This window comes from Bacillus sp. A01H, assembly GCF_045277205.1.
Lineage (GTDB): Bacteria > Bacillota > Bacilli > Bacillales > Bacillaceae_G > Bacillus_A > Bacillus_A paranthracis.
In genome coordinates this window covers 350,403-368,663 of sequence record NZ_CP117702.1, presented here as the reverse complement: position 1 = coordinate 368,663, position 18,261 = coordinate 350,403, and the positions used below count along the sequence as shown (strand labels likewise).

Genomic DNA, 18,261 nt, shown 5'->3' with positions numbered 1-18,261 from the left:
ACTTCACTACCTTTATTATAAATCGAATTTTCTGCATTTTATATAGAGTCAGCTAGAATGTTTGCTGTTTTATTATTTAACTTTTAAACACGAGCAATATTTGCTTTCTCATAACAGACTTGCAACGATTCTTCAATGATTGTTAATCCTTCTTCCAGTTGCTCATCTGTAATCACTAATGGCATTAGCACACGAATAACATTACCGTATGTTCCTGCTGATAGTAGAAGTAAGCCGCGTTTATTTGCTTCTGTGCATAAATTAGCTGTTAACGTTTTATCAGGTGCTTTCGTCTTACGATCTTGAACGAGCTCAAATGCACACATTGCTCCTAAACCGCGCACATCACCGATGCAATTATATTTATTTTTCATCTCTTCGAATCGGTTCATTACGACTTTTCCTAATTCTATCGCTCTATCATTTAAATTCTCTTTTTCTATTACATCAAGTACTGCTAATGCTGCCGCACATCCTAGCGGACTTCCTGCATACGTTCCACCAAGTTCTCCTGGTGCAGACTCATTCATAATTTCTTTGCGCCCAATAACACCACTAATCGGTACACCAGCACCTAATGATTTAGATACCGTAATTAAATCCGGAACGACATCATAATGATCAATGGCGAAATATTTTCCTGTACGGCTAAATCCAGTTTGAATTTCATCCGCTACAAATAAGATGCCGTGTTCTGAACAAATATTGCGTACTTCTTGCACAAACTTCTTACTTGGGACGATAAATCCACCTTCCCCTTGAACAGGTTCCATTACAACGGCTGCAATCGTTTCTGGTGCTACTTCTGATACGAAGAAATTCTTAAACTCTTCAATCATAAAGTTATCGTACTGCTCTTCCGTTAATCCTTCTGGGCGGCGATATTCGTACGGGAATGGTGCTTTATAGACTTCAGGCGCAAATGGACCAAATCCAAACTTATATGGTTTTACTTTACTTGTCATCGTCATTGTCATTAATGTACGTCCATGGAAACCTTTAGAAAATGCAATAATACCAGGTCTTTTTGTATATTTACGAGCGATTTTCACCGCATTCTCAACTGCTTCTGCACCACTATTTAAAAATAGTACTTGCTTATCAAAACTTCCCGGCGCTAATGCCGCAAGCTTTTCTGCTAATTCAATATATGGCTCATACATCATGACATTAAAGCCAGTATGAATGTATTGATCTACTTGTTTATGGAGCGCTTCTTTAACAGCTGGGTGACAATGTCCTACGTTAATTGTTCCTATCGCTCCAGCGAAATCAATGTACTGATTACCATCAACATCAGTAACAAGAGCACCATTTGCAGATTGTACAAACGTTGGGATGCCGTTACTTACTCCTTTTGGTACTATATTTTGGCGGCGTTCTAGTAAAGACGCTGCTTTCGGTCCAGGAATTTGTTCATTTACTTTAGCAAATTTTTTTATATTCATTACGTACCCCATCCTTTTCTTTACATTGTTTTCTCTTTTCATTGCAAAATGTATGCCAATATTCTTTTCTAGTATTCATCTATTTCGCCATAAAAAATAAGTCTATAAAGACTCATTAAGAGTCTTTATAGACTTATTTTTCTTACACATTAGACTTTCCTTTTTCCCAAACAAACTCACCTGAATGAGAAATAAGGTCCCCAACAGACTGTACTACTAAATCAGCAAGTGGTTCTAATGTTTGACGATCTCCTGTACCAGATAGTACTCCAATTGCATAGCAATCACCATTTTTCGCTAAATATAAATCAGTCGGTGTATCCCCAACGACCGCTACTTCACATGCCTTTAAATGAAATTTCTCACAGAAGGATTCTATAATTCTTTTATCGGGTTTTTGTACCGCAAATGTATCTGAAGCTACAACATAATCAAAAAAGGTCTCTAATTGATACTGTTTTAAAAATAATTCTGTCGGTGCAAAATCATCCGCCGTGACAACACCTAAAATAAATCCTCTATCCTTTAAGCTTTGTAAAATTCTCGGTAAATCTGCCGTCATTTTCATGTAAGAACGATGCTCGTACATAAGGGCAAACAGTTTTTCACTTACCCATTCATGCATTTCCTCTTCTTTAGATGACGTAATATACTTACAAAGCCCCTTTGCCACATCAAGGCTTGTTCCTGCCGCTATTGCGCTACGTGGGTGAACAAATACCCCATCCACACCGATTTCTTTTAATAAAGTCGGCTGCATTGATTGTGGCAGTTGGTATAATTTTATACATTCAGCCACAAGTTCTTCAGCCACTTTTATCCAAATTGAATGAAAATCCATTAATGTCCCATCTTTATCAAATAGTATTGCTTTTACTTTCTCCATAACACCCCACCTCTCGTCTCTTATCTCCTCCAGTGTATCAATAAAGTATGGATATAAAATAAACGAATTGTAAAAATACCATGAAAATCAAACTAACTTCCAATTTACAATACAAATCGGATTGTTTGACTATTACGTAACAGAAGCGTAAAATTACTCTCATCTTATTGAAAATTAGCTAATTACTTAACCTCATTAACTATCATGATAGTTTCCTAATTCTTTTTTTAAGTAGGAGATGTTTATATATGGTTGAAGAAATATTTTATAAGAAAACATTAGAAAATCTGTTTTTAGATCCTGTTCAAATTACACTTTGGGATGGAAACACTGTACAGTACGGTGAAGGAAATCCTCAATTTCATATTACATTCCACAAACCTCTTGCCAAAAAAGAGATAATAAAAGATCCCTCCATCGCATTTGGTGAAGCTTATATGAATGGAGATATTGAAATAGAGGGTAACCTTGAAAAAGCGATTGAGTCTATTTATAAAAACAAAGACAGTTTTTTAGGTAATAGCAAATTACAATACTTTACAAGCAAATGGAATTTTTCAAAACGAAAAAATAAAGAAGATATCGCCCATCATTATGATATTGGGAACGATTTTTATAAATTATGGCTAGATGAAACAATGACATACTCTTGTGCATATTTCCAAAATGAAACCGATTCCTTAACAGCTGCTCAACATAATAAAGTAAATCATATTTTAAAAAAGTTAAACCTTCAAAAAGGAGATACTTTGCTAGACATTGGTTGCGGATGGGGTGAACTCATTACAGCTGCCGCAAAACAATATGGTGTGAAAGCAACGGGAGTCACATTAAGTGAAGAACAATATGCAAAAACTCTAGAAAGAATCGAAAAAGAAAATCTCACAGATTTAGTTGAAGTAAATTTACTCGATTATCGTGATATTCACGAGCGAAAGTTTGATAAAATTGTTAGTGTAGGTATGATTGAACATGTCGGGAAAGATCACATTACAGAGTACTTTGAAACGGTCAATGCATTACTCAATGATGGTGGTATTTCCGTTCTTCACTGTATTACTTCTCCTACAGAGGGCGCTACTAATAGTTGGATTGAGAAATATATATTTCCTGGTGGATACGTCCCCGCCGTTAATGAATTAATTACTAACATAACTAATCAGCATTTCTTTATAGTTGATGTTGAAAGTTTGCGCAGACATTACGGTAAAACACTTCAACACTGGGCAGAAAACTTTGAAAATACACTAGATGAAATACGTAAAACAAAAGATGAGCGATTTATTCGTATGTGGCGCTTGTATTTAAATGCTTGTGCAGCTTCGTTTTATACTGGTAACATTGATTTACATCAATTTGTATTTACAAAAGGGATTAGTGATTCCATTCCTTGGACACGTTCATATATGTATAAATAAAAAAGGATGCCTTTACAGGGCATCCTCTTGATGTTCAGGAACAAATAGTTCCAGACAATGATACATATTTTCGAATTCCATCGGTGCATCTCCACCATATTCACCATCTAAATTAATCATTAGTTTATCTGGTGAATGCACTTTAATTCGGTTCGCTTGTGTGTATAGTACTTTTGGATTGTTAATATGTTCACCACGCTGCGCTTGTGTTGCAGCTTTAATTAAGTCGGCAATCGAACCTTTTTTCAGCACTAATAAATCAAATAAGCCATCGTTAATCGATGCATATGGTGCTACCTTTTCAAAGCCACCCACTGAACGAGTATTCGTAATTAAAAACATCGTAATTTCTTCTTGTAGTAATTTTCCATCATACTCAATTTCAACGTATGTTGGATGTAGTGATGGTAGCATTTCGATACCTTTTAAATAATAAGCAAGTTGTCCTAATACAGTCTTTAGCTTACTTGGTACTTCATATGTTAATTCTGTAATACGACCGCCACCAGCGATGTTAATAAAATATGTATCGTTTGCTCTACCAAGGTCTAATGGCACAGTTTTTCCTTCACAAATAATATCCGCTGCCTCTTCAATAGAACGAGGTACACCGATTGCACGTGCAAAGTCATTTGTCGTTCCAACTGGAATAATTCCAAATTTCGGACGGAATTCATGACCAACTAGACCGTTTACGACTTCATTTAACGTGCCGTCACCACCAGCCGCAATAACAACATCAAATTTACGCTCTACAGCTTGCCTCGCCGCCACAGTTGCGTCTCCAGGACCCGTTGTCGCATGACAAGATGCTTCATATCCAGCTTGTTCTAATTTTTGTAATACTTCTGGTAAGCTCTTCTTAAATAGCTCACGCCCAGAAGTAGGATTATAAATAATTCTTGCTCGCTTCATCATTTATTAGCACAGGAAATTTCTTTATGTATCAAAAAAGAACATACCGAACTTCTATTCAGTATTCCCGTGCCTACCTCCTCTCATCTTCCTATCCTTCTTTTATCTCGCTCAAACAGGCAGTAAGAACCCGATTCGTGTAGCCCATCAAAAGTAAATATTCATTTCAATGGTTTTGTTTTATTTGACAAAAAATTTATGTCCATCTATTTCCTCACAACAATTTACATATAACGAATAATAATTATCTATTATTTCATGAGATGAAAAAACCTCTATTTCTAGATTTATCATTATTCCCACCTTTTTGCAACTATCATACCATAGTTGCTATACAAACATTTTTCCACTTTTGACAGTTAATCAAACGTTTGTTTAAATAATTTTCTCTCATTTAAACAAACGTTTGATTAACCTAGAAAAACACCCATGTACGGGTGTTTTTCTGCTTAATCTTTAAAAGTTACTACTATTATCGCTTATTAATCTCTTCAAGTAAGATTTTGTTAACAAGCGGTGGATTTGCTTGCCCTTTTGTAGCTTTCATAATTTGACCAACTAAGAAGCCAATTGCACGGTCTTTACCGTTTTTAAAGTCTTCGATAGATTGCTCATTATTATCAAGAATTTCTGTTACAACTTTACGAAGTGTACCCTCGTCAGAAATTTGAACAAGGCCTTTCGCTTTAACGATTTCTTCTGGGTCTCCACCTTTTTCAATTAATTCGTTAAATACTTTCTTCGCAATTTTAGAAGAAATTGTACCTTTTTCAATTAATTGAACCATTTTAGATAAACCAGCAGGCGTTAATGCAACGTCTTTTAATTCTTTTTGTTGTTTGTTTAGGTATGCAAGTACTTCACCCATTAACCAGTTTGATGTTAATTTCGCATCAGCACCGTCTGCAACAGTTGCTTCAAAGAAATCAGACATTTCTTTCGTTAATGTTAATACGTGTGCATCATAAGCTGGTAAGCCTAATTCTGCAACATAGCGAGCTTTACGTGCATCTGGAAGTTCTGGAATAGAAGCACGAACTGCTTCTTTCCACTCATCGTCGATGTAAAGTTCAACTAAGTCCGGCTCTGGGAAGTAACGGTAATCATCAGATCCTTCTTTCACACGCATTAAGATTGTTTTCTTCGTTGCTTCATCATAACGACGTGTTTCTTGTTGGATGATACCACCAGATAATAATTCTTTTTCTTGGCGAGCTTGCTCAAACTCAAGACCTTTTTGTACGTAAGTGAAAGAGTTTAAGTTTTTCAGTTCCGCTTTTGTACCGAACTTCTCTTGTCCAACTGGACGAAGGGAAATGTTCGCATCACAACGCAAGGAACCTTCTTCCATCTTACAATCAGATACGCCAGTGTATTGAATGATTGATTTTAACTTCTCTAAGTATGCATATGCTTCTTCTGGCGTACGCATATCTGGCTCAGATACGATCTCAATTAAAGGCATACCTTGACGGTTGTAGTCTACTAATGAGCCGTCAGCTGTATGCGTTGATTTACCAGCATCTTCTTCTAAATGAAGACGTGTAATACCGATACGTTTCTTTTTACCGTCTACTTCGATTTCAATCCAACCATTTTCACCAATTGGCTTATCAAACTGAGAGATTTGGTAAGCTTTCGGATTATCTGGATAGAAATAGTTTTTACGGTCAAACTTTGTTTCTGTTGCGATTTCACAGTTTAATGCCATTGCAGCTTTCATTGCAAAGTTAACTGCTTCTTTATTTAAAGTAGGAAGTACTCCTGGGTATCCTAAGTCAATTACACTTGTTTGTGTATTTGGTTCCGCTCCGAATTCTGTTGGACTCGCAGAGAAAATTTTCGAATTTGTTTTTAACTCAACGTGAACCTCTAAACCAATAATTGTTTCTAAATTCATCTATGCTCGCCTCCTTACAGACTTGCTTTTTTTGTATGATGGTCTGTTGCTTGCTCAAACGCATGTGCAACGCGGTAAATTGTCGCTTCATCGAAGTGTTTACCAATAATTTGTAAACCAAGTGGCATGTTGTTAGCACCGAATCCACATGGAACAGAAATCGCTGGAACGCCTGCTAAGTTTACTGGGATTGTTAAAATGTCATTTGCATACATTGTCATTGGATCATCAACTTTTTCGCCCACTTTAAATGCCGGAGTTGGCGTTGTTGGTCCAATAATAACATCGTAGTTAGCAAATACATTTTCAAAGTCGTTTTTAATTAATGTACGTACTTGTTGTGCTTTTTTGTAATATGCATCATAGTAACCAGAGCTAAGAGCAAATGTACCAAGCATAATACGACGTTTTACTTCATCACCGAAGCCTTCGCTACGTGTGTTTTTGTAAAGATCCATTAAGTTATTCACATTATCAGAACGAACACCATAACGTACGCCATCAAAGCGTGAAAGGTTAGCTGATGCTTCAGAAGAAGATAATAAGTAATACGTTGCTAGAGCGTATTTAGAGTGTGGAAGAGACACTTCCTCCCAAGTTGCGCCCATACCTTCTAATACTTTTAAAGCAGCTAGTACTGACTCACGAGCTTCTTCGCCAACACCTTCTCCTAAGTATTCTTTCGGTACAGCAATGCGTAAACCTTTAACGTCGCCTGTTAAACCAGCTAAGTAGTTTCCTACTTCAACGTTAGCAGAAGTTGCATCCATACGGTCAAGACCTGAAATAGCTTGTAATAAGTATGCATTGTCTTCTACTGTACGTGTAATCGGTCCGATTTGGTCAAGTGAAGATGCAAATGCTACTAATCCGTAACGAGATACGCGTCCGTAGGTTGGTTTTAAACCTACAACGCCGCAATATGCAGCTGGTTGACGGATAGAACCACCCGTATCAGAACCTAGAGAGAATAATACTTCTCCTGCTGCTACAGCTGCTGCAGAACCACCACTAGATCCGCCTGGAACGTAATCTAAGTTCCATGGATTTTTCGTAGCGTAGAAACCTGAGTTTTCATTTGAAGAACCCATTGCGAACTCGTCCATATTTAATTTACCGATTGTAATTGTGTCAGCAGCTTTTAGCTTTTGCACAACTGTCGCATCATAAATTGGATCGAAGTTTGCTAACATTTTGCTCGCACAAGTTGTACGAAGACCGTTAGTTACAATGTTATCTTTTACACCGATTGGCATACCGAATAATAAACCATTATCTTCAGCACCAATCTTTGCATCTAATTCTTTCGCTTTCGCGCGTGCATTTTCTTCATCTAATGTAAGAAAAGCTTTTACGTTATCTTCAACATCCGCAATACGTTTATAAGATTCTTCTACTAAATCCGTAACGGAAATTTCTTTGTTGTTTAACTTCTTATGTAACTCTGATACTGAATGATCAAATAATGACATCGAAATTCCCCTCCTCTATTCTAATACTGCTGGAACACGGATTTGATTATCTTTGTGATCCGGTGCATTTTTTAATACTTCTTCTACTGGTAAACCTTTTTCTGGTACATCTTCACGCATAACATTTTTCATAGTTAATACATGAGTTGTTGGTTTTACGTTTGTTGTATCTAATTCATTTAACTGTTCTGCAAAAGTAACAATTGCATCTAGTTGTTTTTGAAATTTTTCTGCTTCTTGATCAGTAATTGCAAGACGTGCTAAATGTGCTACGTGCTTTACATTCTCAACGGAAATTCTTGACACGGCTAGGCCACCTCCATAATATATCGTTCAATCTACAATACTATTGATGATACCAAATTTTCAGTACTTCAAGCAAGTCAACACACGGTACTTACACCATTTTTACATAAAAAAAGAAAGGCAAACGCCTTTCTTTACGATTTACTCTTTATCTAACGGTTTATTTTTCGGAAATCTCTCGTTATCTTCTTCATTATCACGAATTGTTTTTTGTAATACAAAACAAGACATCGTTAAAAATAATGTTCCAATTAAATAGTATCCTTTTACACTAAGCGTTTCATCTAGCGTATAAATACCAATTAGCATACCTGAAAGCGCACAAACAAATGAAGTCCATGCTAAAAACGTGAACGCTTGCGTATTACGTCTTCTCATCGTTCTCCCCCTCGTTAGCAGTACATCCATTATAGATAAGTATATTTACCATGATGGATTTTTATGTAAATTCTAGTTTTATATTTATAAATCTATCATAAAAGAATACTATTTTAAAGAAAGTTTTCTGCCTAATCTGAAAAAACAATTAAAATCATTGACAATTATTTCTATTCTACATAAAATAAAAATAAATATTACGAACCTCGAAATATACGGGAGTGGAATTAATTGTTGCAATATGAACATTTTTTAGACTTACTGCTAGATAACGCCAAGAAACTTTTCTATCCTGAAGAATGGGTAAGCCTAGATTTAACACTTTCTAAAACAGAAGTATTTTGTTTACTTTGGATGGAACGAAATACAGATATTACAATGACGAAAATTGCTGATCTTCTTGATATACCAATGAGTACAACGACAGGTGTTGTAAATCGCCTTGTAAAAAAGGGATATATTGAACGCTACCGTGATGAAAATGACCGACGTATTGTATTAATTCGTTTAACAGAAAACGGCGTAATACTCGTTCAAGAAGTAAAACAAAATGCAGCCCATTACTTTAGCCTAGTAACAGAAGCATTATCGGAAGAAGAAAAAGCATTTTTACTACAGATCTTCCAAAAGATTATGAATCACATTGCTACATCACAACAAAAAACAGAAGAAAAAGTTTCTACACCTAAAATGAAAAACATTCCGATTGAATAAAACCCTAGCTGGGTTTTTATTCAATCGTTTATTTCGCCACTCGTAATATTCGATACTCGAAACAAAGGGGATATGAATGATGAGAATTATTTTGTATACAGGTAAAGGCGGCGTAGGAAAAACTAGCATTTCAGCGGCAACTGCACTTCAAAGCGCAAAACAAGGATTAAAAACTTTAGTAATGAGCACAGACCCAGCTCATAGTTTAGGAGATTCATTTGGTATAAAACTATCTTCTGAACCATTAGAAATTCGTGAAAACCTATGGGGACAAGAAATTAATACGATTTATGAAATGGAAAAAGGCTGGGGGAAATTACAGAAATATATTACACTACTCTTCACTTCCAAAGCAGCTGATGATATTACAACAGAAGAGTTAACGATGTTTCCTGGTATGGAAGATTTAATTAGCTTACTTCGTGTACTCGATTATTATAAACAAAACACATATGATGTTATTATCATTGATTGTGCCCCAACAGGAGAAACATTAGCCATGCTCAGTTTTCCAGACATGCTCGGCTGGTGGATGGAAAAACTCTTCCCTATTAAAAGAAAAGTTTTAAAAGTTGTTCGTCCTGTAGCGCAACCACTTCTTGGTGTCCCCCTTCCAACCGATGATATTATGGACGAATTAACAAATACACTTGAACAACTTGGAGAAATGAGAGATATTTTATCAAACCGAGACGTAACAAGTATCCGCATCGTTGTAAATCCCGAAAAAATGGTTATTAAAGAGGCTCAGCGTAGCTTTACGTATTTAAATTTATACGATTATAACGTAGATGCGATTATGATTAACCGCGTCATCCCTAACACTGTCATCGATCCTTATTTTCAAGCTTGGAAAGATACCCAAAAGAAATATAAAACATTAATTCAAAATAGTTTTGATCCACTTCCTATTTACGAAGCTCCAATGTTTGAACAAGAAGTTGTTGGCTTACCTATGTTAGAACGCGTTGGAGATGCTTTATTTAAAAAAGATTATTGTCCTACTGAAGTAAAATTTAACGGTCGCACTCAATATGTAAAAAAAGATGGCGATGAGTATATTTTCGTTCTGTCCATTCCCTTCTCTAACAAAAGTGAACTTGCATTAAATCAAAAAGGTGACGAGCTTATCATTCGTGCTGGTTCTGTTAAACGAAACATCACATTACCCAAAACGTTAACACACCTTTCTATTCAAGGAGCAAAATTTGAAGATGATGTACTAAACATTCGTTTTGGAGGTGTCGTACATGCATGAAGAACTACTAAGGAAAGTCATCCGTACAAAAATAAAAGTAGGTATGCATATATTAGAAGAGTTACCTGCCCCAATCCAGCAATCAGCTAAGCAAATACTAAATATTTTACAAGAGGAGCTAGCTGCTTATCCGAAAGAACAAGGGCATCGTGAAGATAATTTGAAAAGTATTATAATTGAATGAATATCTCTGGATAGAGGGCCTTTCTAGGCTTTCTATCTCTATATTGGAGTGATGTAAGTTGTTTAAAAAACATTCCACTATTATGCTTTGGAAGATTCCCTTGTTATTTCTCATTCATAACCTTGAAGAATCTTTCCAAATGCCACAATATCTTGCTAATCAATTTTCAATTACTTTTATAACTAGTCAACAATTTTCCATTGCGATTTCTATATTGACTCTCTTTGTTTTACTTATCGTCTTTCTATATCAAATAAACATCTTGTCTTCTATATACTGGATTATTTTTATACAAGGGGCAATTTTCTTCAACTCTGTTCAACATATTATTTTGTTTTTCATTTACCGTTCTTATAACCCTGGCGTAATATCCGCAGTTTTCATTGCCATCTTTTCTATTTTCTTTTTTTTATCCCAAAAACACTTAATTCATAAAAATAAATTCTTAATTACACTCGCTTTCAGCTTATTTTCTTATCCTATTATAATTTGGATTACCTTACTATTCGCTAGCTACTTTCATTCATAAAAAAGACCAGGAAAACTCCTGGTCCATTACTCTACTTAACAAACATTGGATTCTATGTTATACAGAATTGGAAGGTACAGAATTAGGGTTGTTTTGTTTGTTAAGTAGATTATATGTTGAACGAACTAACAGCGGAGGGGTTCCTTCTGTTAGTCCATTAAACCCAATCATTATTTTACGATTTTTTCAAGCTCATCAAGTGAAAGATCTACTGAAATTGAACCATCATTTGTTTCTTTCTTAATTGCATCTGTTACTTCTTTTGAATGATATAATTCAATTACTTTTTTCAGTGTTGGATCATCTTTATCTTTCGTACGAGCTGCGAAAATATTAATATATGGCTTCGCATTTTCATTCTTTGGATCTTCTAAGAAAATTGGATCCTTCGCTGGATCTAATCCAGCTTGACCAGCAACACCGTTATTAATAACTGAAGCTGCTACATCTTTTAATACACGAGGTGTTTGCTGTGCGATAACCGGTGTAATTTTTAACTTCTTCGGATTTTCAGCAATGCCGCTTGGATCTCCAAATAGACCAAAGTCTTTTTTAAGCTTTAATAACCCAGCTGCATCAAGAAGTTTTAATGCACGTGCTTGGTTCGTCGGATCATTTGGAATCGCAATTTCTGAACCATCTGGAATTTCATTTGCTTTCTTATGTTTTTCAGAGTATAAACCCATTGGTGCAATTTGCGTTGTACCAACAGCTGTAATATCTAGCTTATGCTCCTTTTTAAATTGCTCTAAGAATGCAATATGCTGGAATGAATTTAATTCAATATCTCCATCAGCTAACGCTTTATTTGGCGTTGTGTAATCAGAGAACTCAACCAGTTTAATTTTAATTCCTTCTTTTTCAGCTTTCCTCTTCAAAATTTCCCAAGCGTCTCCATCCGTTCCAGTTACACCGACGCGAACTACTTTTTCTTTCGCTCCTGCCCCTGTGTCTCCACTTGAGCAGCCGCTTAATGCTGAAACCCCTACAATCGCTGATAATGCAAATGCTAAAATCTTCTTCATTCTCTTTTCCCCCTCTTCCTTTTATGATCTGCGTAAAAAGACTTTCGCAAAGTAGTTTCCTAAGTTTTGAGCTAACTGTACAAGAATGATAAGTAAAACGACCGTTACGAACATAACTGATGTATCAAAACGTTGATAACCATATGTCATTGCTAAATCACCAAGGCCGCCACCACCGACAAGCCCAGCAACTGCAGAAAATTCAATTAAACCAACTGTCATAAATGTAACACCTAAAATTAATGGTGCTAACGCTTCTGGTACAAGGATTTCAAAAACAATTCTAATTGGTGAAGCACCCATCGCTTGCGCTGCTTCAATTACCCCTTTCGGAACAGAAACAAGATTTGTTTCAACCATTCTAGCGATACCAATTGATGCAACTAACGTCATTGGAAAAATTGCTGCCGCCGTTCCAATTGTCGTTCCGATAACACTTCTTGTTAGCGGGCTTAAAGCTACTAAGAATATGATGAATGGAATTGGACGAATTGTATTAATGATAATATTAAGAATAGAAAAGACCCATTTATTTTCTAAAAAGTTTCCTTTTCTCGTCACATATAAAAGTAAACCTAGAGGTATACCAAGAATTGTAGCGAATATAAGGGTTACAATTACCATTAAGAGGGTATCCCCCGTCGCATCTAATATGCGCGGCCAAAATATACTCCAATCAACTCGCATGAGCTTCTACCTCCTTCAGCTGCACTTGCAGTCTTAGATGTTGTAATGCTTTTTGAATTTCCCTCTGTTCACCTTGCAATTCTACAAGAAGATTTCCAAATAGCACATTTTGAAGTTCAATAATATTTCCGTACAGTACATTTACATCGACATTATAGTTTTTTGCGATATATGATAGTACCGGCTGTCCTGTTTCCTCACCAGTAAATGTTAGGCGATAAATCTGACCACCATTTTGAATTTTCGCTAAAACACTTTCCGGTAAATGATCATTAATAACAGAACGTACAAAGTTTTGAGTCGTCGTTGTTTTTGGTTGTGTGAAAACATCAAACAGTTTTCCTTCTTCAATAACTTTTCCTTTTTCCATTACAGCTACACGGTGACAAATTTCTTTCACAACATGCATTTCATGTGTAATAAGAAGAATTGTTAAATTATATTCTCGATTTACTTTCTTTAATAAGTTTAGAATTTCTGTCGTTGTTTCTGGATCTAAAGCTGATGTTGCCTCATCACATATAAGAATATCTGGTGATGTTGCAAGTGCTCTAGCGATACCTACACGCTGCTTTTGTCCACCTGATAGCTGCTCTGGGTAATTGTTTGCTTTATCTTCTAACCCTACAAACTTCAGCAATTCATTTACTCTTTCTTTTATTTCATTCTTTGGTACTTTTGCTAACTTTAATGGATAAGCAATATTCCCAAACACTGTTCTTGAATTAAATAAATTAAAGTTTTGAAAAATCATCCCGATTCTTTGTCTTAGCTTCCGTAATTCTTTCGTCGATAATGATGTAATATCTTTATCATCTATTGAAATCGTTCCTGCCGTTGGTCTCTCTAACATGTTTACTAGGCGTAATAATGTACTCTTTCCAGCGCCACTAAAACCGATAATGCCAAAAATTTCGCCTTTCTCAACTGATAACGTTACATCCTCCACCGCATGAACAGATTGCCCACCTGATTCATATACTTTACTTACATTGTTAAAAGAAATCATTTTTTCCCCTCCTATATGCTGTGAAAACTTGAAGCAGAGCTCTCGAGGTAAAATAAAAAGTGCTCTCCTTCTTATCAACCATAAAGATAAGAAGGAGAGCACTTATATGTACTCGGTCACATCTTCTCATCTTCCAAGCCTTTCATAGGCTTGCTGGAGTTAGCACGGTATTAAAAAACCCGTTGCTGAGGTATCGTAGGGCCAGTCCCTCCACCTCTCTGGATAAGAATGTATCGATTTAATTGTCGTTTAATTAATTCTCATTATAGAACTCAGAATAATAAGAGTCAATACATTTTTTAGAAAAATATTAATTATTTCTTTATTAAAATTTTCAGATGAAAAATTCAAGAAAAAATAGTAATCTTTAAAGTTATGTAAAATTCTCCTCTTGCATATTTTTTAAAAGGATAATCTTCTCTACTAATTGAATACCATTATTTGAATATGAAATTGGAGGAAGGTAAATATATGAAAACAGCTCTTTTACTCGTTGATATTCAAAATGATTATTTTCCACATGGAAAAATGGAATTGCGTAATCCAGTAGAAGCAAGCGAATATGCTAGTCAGCTACTACAATTCTTTAGAACGAAAAACGAACCTATTTTTCATATCCAACATGTAGCAATAAAAGAGGACGCTACTTTTTTCCTCCCCAATACAGAAGGTGTACATATTCATGAAAGCGTACGCCCACTTAAAGAAGAAACCGTTATACTCAAACATTATCCAAATAGTTTTCGCGAAACCGATCTTCTAGAGCAATTACAACGTTTAAATATTGAGCACCTCGTCATATGCGGGATGATGACTCATATGTGTATTGATGCTACCGTAAGGGCTGCCTTTGATTTCGGCTTGCAATGTACTGTTATACATGATGCTTGTGCGACAAAAGATCTTTCTTTTAAGAATGCTACGATACCCGCTGTTTATATTCATAATACAATTTTAGCTAGTTTAAATGGCGTATATGCAAATGTAATGAGTACAGAGGAGTTTTTAGCTACAAAAAAACACTCTCTTCAGTGAGCAAAACCGAAAAGAGTGTTTCTTGTCAAACCATAGATTTTCTTTCAAATTGTATTATACAGGAAATCCTTAAAATGAATACAAAAAAATGTGACTAATAAGTCAACTTTTCTCATTGTTTTATTTCTATTTACATGTTTATCCCGATATGAATAGGGTTTAGCTAGTTCTATTTGCCTAATGGTAATATATAGCATTTTAAATTCGAACTAGTTTCCCCTATTATTTATCTGTTTGTTTTTGTTTCTTTTTCAAATACTCCGCACGCAATTTTTCAATTTGCTGCTTTTTATCAAATTTGACAGGCGTCTGTTTTTCATGGAACTTTGCGACAGCTACCTGACCTTTGTAATCCAATTGATATTTTCCCACTTTGTTCACCTACTTTTCTTCTCTTTAAAGAGAATCTATTCAACAAATATAATATACCTTATTTTACTGAAATAAACCTTAATACTTAATCAGTTTTTCTACTGACACCTATCTTACTCCACATATAGAAAGTTTTTCAAAAAAAAGAGATCTTCGCAGACTGCGAAGATCTCTTCTACTATTTCTTATAAAGTTTCAGAAGTAGTTTTTGCTTGCATGTGAAGCGCTAAGTAGTCAGGGCCACCAGCTTTAGAGTCTGTACCAGACATGTTAAAGCCACCGAATGGTTGGTATCCTACGATTGCACCAGTACATCCACGGTTGAAGTATAAGTTACCTACATGGAAGTCTTCACGTGCTTTTTCAATATGGTCACGGTTGTTAGAGATAACTGCTCCTGTTAAACCGTATTCTGTATTGTTTGCAATTGCAAGTGCATGGTCAAAGTCTTTTGCTTTACAGAATGCTACTACTGGTCCGAAGATTTCTTCTTTCATTAAGCGAGCATCTTCTGCAACGTCAGCAACGATTGTTGGTTGGATGAACCAGCCTTTAGAATCGTCTCCTTCGCCACCTGCTAAAATTCTACCTTCTTCTTTACCAATTGCAACATAGCTCATTACTTTATCAAATGCAGCTTGGTCATTAACAGGACCCATGTTTGTACCTAATACAGCTGGGTTAGCAACTGTTAATTCTTTCGTTAATTCAACAGCACGATTTAATACGTGATCGTATACATCTTCGTGGATTACTGCACGAGAACATGCAGAACATTTTTGTCCTGAGAATCCGAATGCTGATGCAACGATAGATTTAGCTGCTAATTCAAGATCTGCTTCTTTATCAACAACGATTGTATCTTTACCGCCCATTTCAGCGATAACGCGTTTTAACCAAATTTGGCCTGGGTTTACTTTCGCCGCGCGCTCATAAATACGGATACCTACATCACGAGATCCAGTGAAGCTAATGAAACGTGTACGAGGGTGATCTACTAAGTAGTCACCAACTTCAGAACCATTACCTGGTACGAAGTTTACTACGCCAGCTGGTAAGCCAGCTTCTTCTAATACTTCCATGAATTTCGCTGCTACTACAGGAGTTGTACTAGCTGGTTTTAGTAATACTGTGTTACCAGAAACTAAAGCAGCTGTTGTCATACCTGCCATAATTGCGAATGGGAAATTCCAAGGAGAAATGATAACACCTACTCCTAATGGAATGTAAGAGAAACGATTATATTCAATTGGACGGCTTTCTACTGGAATTCCGTCTTTTAATTTCAACATTTGACGACCATAATATTCCATAAAGTCGATTGCTTCTGCTGTATCAGCATCTGCCTCATTCCATGGTTTACCTGCTTCTTTTACAAGAATAGCAGAGAATTCATGTTTTCTACGACGAACGATCGCTGCAGCACGGAATAAAATGTCTGCACGCATTTCTGGCTTTGATTTTCTCCAAGTTTGGAATGTTTCATCCGCTACTTGCATTGCTTTTTCAGCTAACTCACGGCTTGCTTTTGAAACACGACCAACAAGTTCCTCTTTATTTGCAGGGTTTACAGAAACAATTTTGTCTTCTGTAGTGATTTTTTCTCCCCCAATAATTAATGGATAGTCTTGCCCAAGATAAGATTCTACTTTCTTTAAACCTTCTTCAAACGCTAATTTGTTAGCCTCCACTGAAAAATCTGTAAATGGCTCATGTTTGTATGCTACTACCATTATTTTTAGCCTCCCCTTAGAAAAACGTTTACATTTTACAACATTATTCTACACGATAATTTAGATTTATTCAAATATTCCTAGACTTATATTTTAAAAATTAATTAATTTTTAAAATATAATAAAAAAACAGAGTTATACAAATGTATAACTCTACAAAATATGAGTATATTCCAAAACGTTTTTGCTAATCAATAAAATAGTTACTAACAAAAATAAAGTCCTTACATATCCAACACCTTTTTGAACTGCAAACTTCGATCCAAAATAAGCGCCAAAAATCATCGATAACCCCATAATAATACCGTATTCAAAATGAATTACGTCTAAAAATAAAAAAGTGATTAACGATACGATATTACTAACAAAGTTCAAAAGTTTTCCAGATGCTGCCGCTTGAATAAAATCCAAACCAATTAATAAAAATGCAAAAATTAAAAAGGATCCCGTCCCTGGTCCAAAAAATCCATCGTAAAACCCTATCATTAAAATAACAAAGAAAAATATTAATGTTTTTCTTTTCGTCATCTTCTTATAGGTAGACACACTTCCCCAATCCTTTTTCGCAATAATATAAATAGCAATAAATACCAACATTACAAGCACTAACGGACGTAAAATATCTGGAGGAATAAACTTTACTACTAAAGCACCTGCTACTGCTCCTATAACAGTTAATGGGATTAACTTTCCTACAATTTTAAAATCGACCTTTCCCGATCGAATAAAGTAAATCGCACTCGTAAACGTCCCCATCGTTGCAGCTAATTTATTCGTTGCAATTGCCGAAGCTGGCGGTAAACCAACAAACATAAGTGCCGGAAGCGAAATTAACCCTCCACCGCCAACAACTGAATCAATAAAAGCTGCTAAAAAACCGAATGCGATTAATAAAATAATGACTTGAAAACTTAATTCGTCCATGCGCTTTACCCCTTACCCCATTATTTATAACATTTTAAATTATAACAAAATTACCCAAGAAAAAAAGC

The 18,261-nt window shown here is 35.6% G+C and carries 19 protein-coding genes and 1 riboswitch; of the genes, 6 read left to right on the top strand and 13 right to left on the bottom strand.

Annotated features, from left to right (window positions below):
• Positions 1–83: 83 nt before the first annotated feature.
• Together gabT and PSR14_RS01985 are read right to left on the bottom strand one after the other, a co-directional pair.
• Entirely contained in the window at positions 84–1,448 is a 1,365-nt protein-coding gene (gene gabT / locus PSR14_RS01990; RefSeq protein ID WP_074533296.1) for a 4-aminobutyrate--2-oxoglutarate transaminase, read from the bottom strand.
• Between the two features lie 142 nt (positions 1,449–1,590).
• A complete protein-coding gene (locus PSR14_RS01985; RefSeq protein WP_061185503.1) occupies positions 1,591–2,334 on the bottom strand; it encodes an HAD family hydrolase in 744 nt (247 codons plus the stop codon).
• 248 nt (positions 2,335–2,582) lie between these two features.
• Here PSR14_RS01985 and PSR14_RS01980 point away from each other — a divergent pair, with 248 nt between their 5' ends.
• On the top strand, positions 2,583–3,752 hold the full coding sequence (locus tag PSR14_RS01980; RefSeq protein ID WP_061536380.1) for a cyclopropane-fatty-acyl-phospholipid synthase family protein: 1,170 nt from the start codon (positions 2,583–2,585) through the stop codon (positions 3,750–3,752).
• 12 nt (positions 3,753–3,764) lie between these two features.
• Here the strand turns inward: PSR14_RS01980 and PSR14_RS01975 are convergent, their stop codons facing one another.
• The 5 genes from PSR14_RS01975 to PSR14_RS01955 form a co-directional block, all read right to left on the bottom strand.
• On the bottom strand, positions 3,765–4,670 hold the full coding sequence (locus PSR14_RS01975; RefSeq protein WP_000977677.1) for a diacylglycerol kinase: 906 nt from the start codon (positions 4,668–4,670) through the stop codon (positions 3,765–3,767).
• A 469-nt stretch (positions 4,671–5,139) separates the two neighbouring features.
• A complete protein-coding gene (gene gatB / locus PSR14_RS01970; protein ID WP_001047674.1) occupies positions 5,140–6,567 on the bottom strand; it encodes an Asp-tRNA(Asn)/Glu-tRNA(Gln) amidotransferase subunit GatB in 1,428 nt (475 codons plus the stop codon).
• Between the two features lie 14 nt (positions 6,568–6,581).
• Positions 6,582–8,039 carry an Asp-tRNA(Asn)/Glu-tRNA(Gln) amidotransferase subunit GatA gene (gene gatA / locus PSR14_RS01965; protein WP_000051445.1) on the bottom strand — a complete coding sequence of 486 codons (1,458 nt, stop codon included), beginning with the start codon at positions 8,037–8,039 and terminating at the stop codon, positions 6,582–6,584.
• A gap of 15 nt (positions 8,040–8,054) precedes the next feature.
• Positions 8,055–8,345: an Asp-tRNA(Asn)/Glu-tRNA(Gln) amidotransferase subunit GatC gene (gene gatC / locus PSR14_RS01960; RefSeq protein WP_000087000.1), complete on the bottom strand. Its 291-nt coding sequence runs from the start codon at positions 8,343–8,345 to the stop codon at positions 8,055–8,057.
• Positions 8,346–8,486: 141 nt separating this feature from the next.
• Positions 8,487–8,723: a YiaA/YiaB family inner membrane protein gene (locus PSR14_RS01955; protein WP_001254393.1), complete on the bottom strand. Its 237-nt coding sequence runs from the start codon at positions 8,721–8,723 to the stop codon at positions 8,487–8,489.
• Between the two features lie 231 nt (positions 8,724–8,954).
• Here PSR14_RS01955 and PSR14_RS01950 point away from each other — a divergent pair, with 231 nt between their 5' ends.
• The 4 genes from PSR14_RS01950 (at position 8,955) to PSR14_RS01935 (ending at position 11,408) form a co-directional block, all read left to right on the top strand.
• Positions 8,955–9,437: a MarR family winged helix-turn-helix transcriptional regulator gene (locus tag PSR14_RS01950; protein WP_000942473.1), complete on the top strand. Its 483-nt coding sequence runs from the start codon at positions 8,955–8,957 to the stop codon at positions 9,435–9,437.
• Between the two features lie 76 nt (positions 9,438–9,513).
• Positions 9,514–10,695, top strand: a complete 1,182-nt coding sequence (locus PSR14_RS01945; protein ID WP_098487271.1) for an ArsA family ATPase — start codon at positions 9,514–9,516, stop codon at positions 10,693–10,695.
• Positions 10,688–10,879 carry a DUF3926 domain-containing protein gene (locus PSR14_RS01940; RefSeq protein ID WP_000544090.1) on the top strand — a complete coding sequence of 64 codons (192 nt, stop codon included), beginning with the start codon at positions 10,688–10,690 and terminating at the stop codon, positions 10,877–10,879. The genes PSR14_RS01945 and PSR14_RS01940 overlap by 8 nt, the downstream gene beginning before the upstream one ends.
• Positions 10,880–10,937: 58 nt before the next feature.
• Positions 10,938–11,408, top strand: coding sequence for an HXXEE domain-containing protein (locus PSR14_RS01935; protein ID WP_002163768.1), 471 nt, complete (start codon positions 10,938–10,940; stop codon positions 11,406–11,408).
• 170 nt (positions 11,409–11,578) lie between these two features.
• On the opposite strand, the gene PSR14_RS01930 is transcribed toward PSR14_RS01935, so the two are convergent.
• From PSR14_RS01930 to PSR14_RS01920, 3 genes are read right to left on the bottom strand one after another with little or no spacing between them, the layout of a single operon-like run.
• Positions 11,579–12,433 carry a MetQ/NlpA family ABC transporter substrate-binding protein gene (locus tag PSR14_RS01930; protein ID WP_000721603.1) on the bottom strand — a complete coding sequence of 285 codons (855 nt, stop codon included), beginning with the start codon at positions 12,431–12,433 and terminating at the stop codon, positions 11,579–11,581.
• A 21-nt stretch (positions 12,434–12,454) separates the two neighbouring features.
• On the bottom strand, positions 12,455–13,120 hold the full coding sequence (locus tag PSR14_RS01925; protein ID WP_001261859.1) for a methionine ABC transporter permease: 666 nt from the start codon (positions 13,118–13,120) through the stop codon (positions 12,455–12,457).
• Complete coding sequence (locus tag PSR14_RS01920) at positions 13,110–14,129, bottom strand: methionine ABC transporter ATP-binding protein (protein WP_000622978.1); 1,020 nt, start codon at positions 14,127–14,129, stop codon at positions 13,110–13,112. Before PSR14_RS01920 ends, PSR14_RS01925 begins: the two co-directional genes overlap by 11 nt.
• 123 nt (positions 14,130–14,252) lie before the next feature.
• A riboswitch (SAM riboswitch) is annotated at positions 14,253–14,358 on the bottom strand.
• Positions 14,359–14,600: 242 nt separating this feature from the next.
• Here PSR14_RS01920 and PSR14_RS01915 point away from each other — a divergent pair.
• Positions 14,601–15,164 carry a cysteine hydrolase family protein gene (locus PSR14_RS01915; protein ID WP_000844901.1) on the top strand — a complete coding sequence of 188 codons (564 nt, stop codon included), beginning with the start codon at positions 14,601–14,603 and terminating at the stop codon, positions 15,162–15,164.
• 222 nt (positions 15,165–15,386) lie between these two features.
• On the opposite strand, the gene PSR14_RS01910 is transcribed toward PSR14_RS01915, so the two are convergent.
• The 3 genes from PSR14_RS01910 to PSR14_RS01900 form a co-directional block, all read right to left on the bottom strand.
• On the bottom strand, positions 15,387–15,545 hold the full coding sequence (locus PSR14_RS01910; protein WP_001045034.1) for a hypothetical protein: 159 nt from the start codon (positions 15,543–15,545) through the stop codon (positions 15,387–15,389).
• A gap of 176 nt (positions 15,546–15,721) precedes the next feature.
• Positions 15,722–17,269 carry an L-glutamate gamma-semialdehyde dehydrogenase gene (pruA, locus tag PSR14_RS01905; protein ID WP_000259550.1) on the bottom strand — a complete coding sequence of 516 codons (1,548 nt, stop codon included), beginning with the start codon at positions 17,267–17,269 and terminating at the stop codon, positions 15,722–15,724.
• A gap of 153 nt (positions 17,270–17,422) precedes the next feature.
• Positions 17,423–18,193 carry a TSUP family transporter gene (locus PSR14_RS01900; protein ID WP_000343966.1) on the bottom strand — a complete coding sequence of 257 codons (771 nt, stop codon included), beginning with the start codon at positions 18,191–18,193 and terminating at the stop codon, positions 17,423–17,425.
• Between the last annotated feature and the right edge of the window lie 68 nt (positions 18,194–18,261).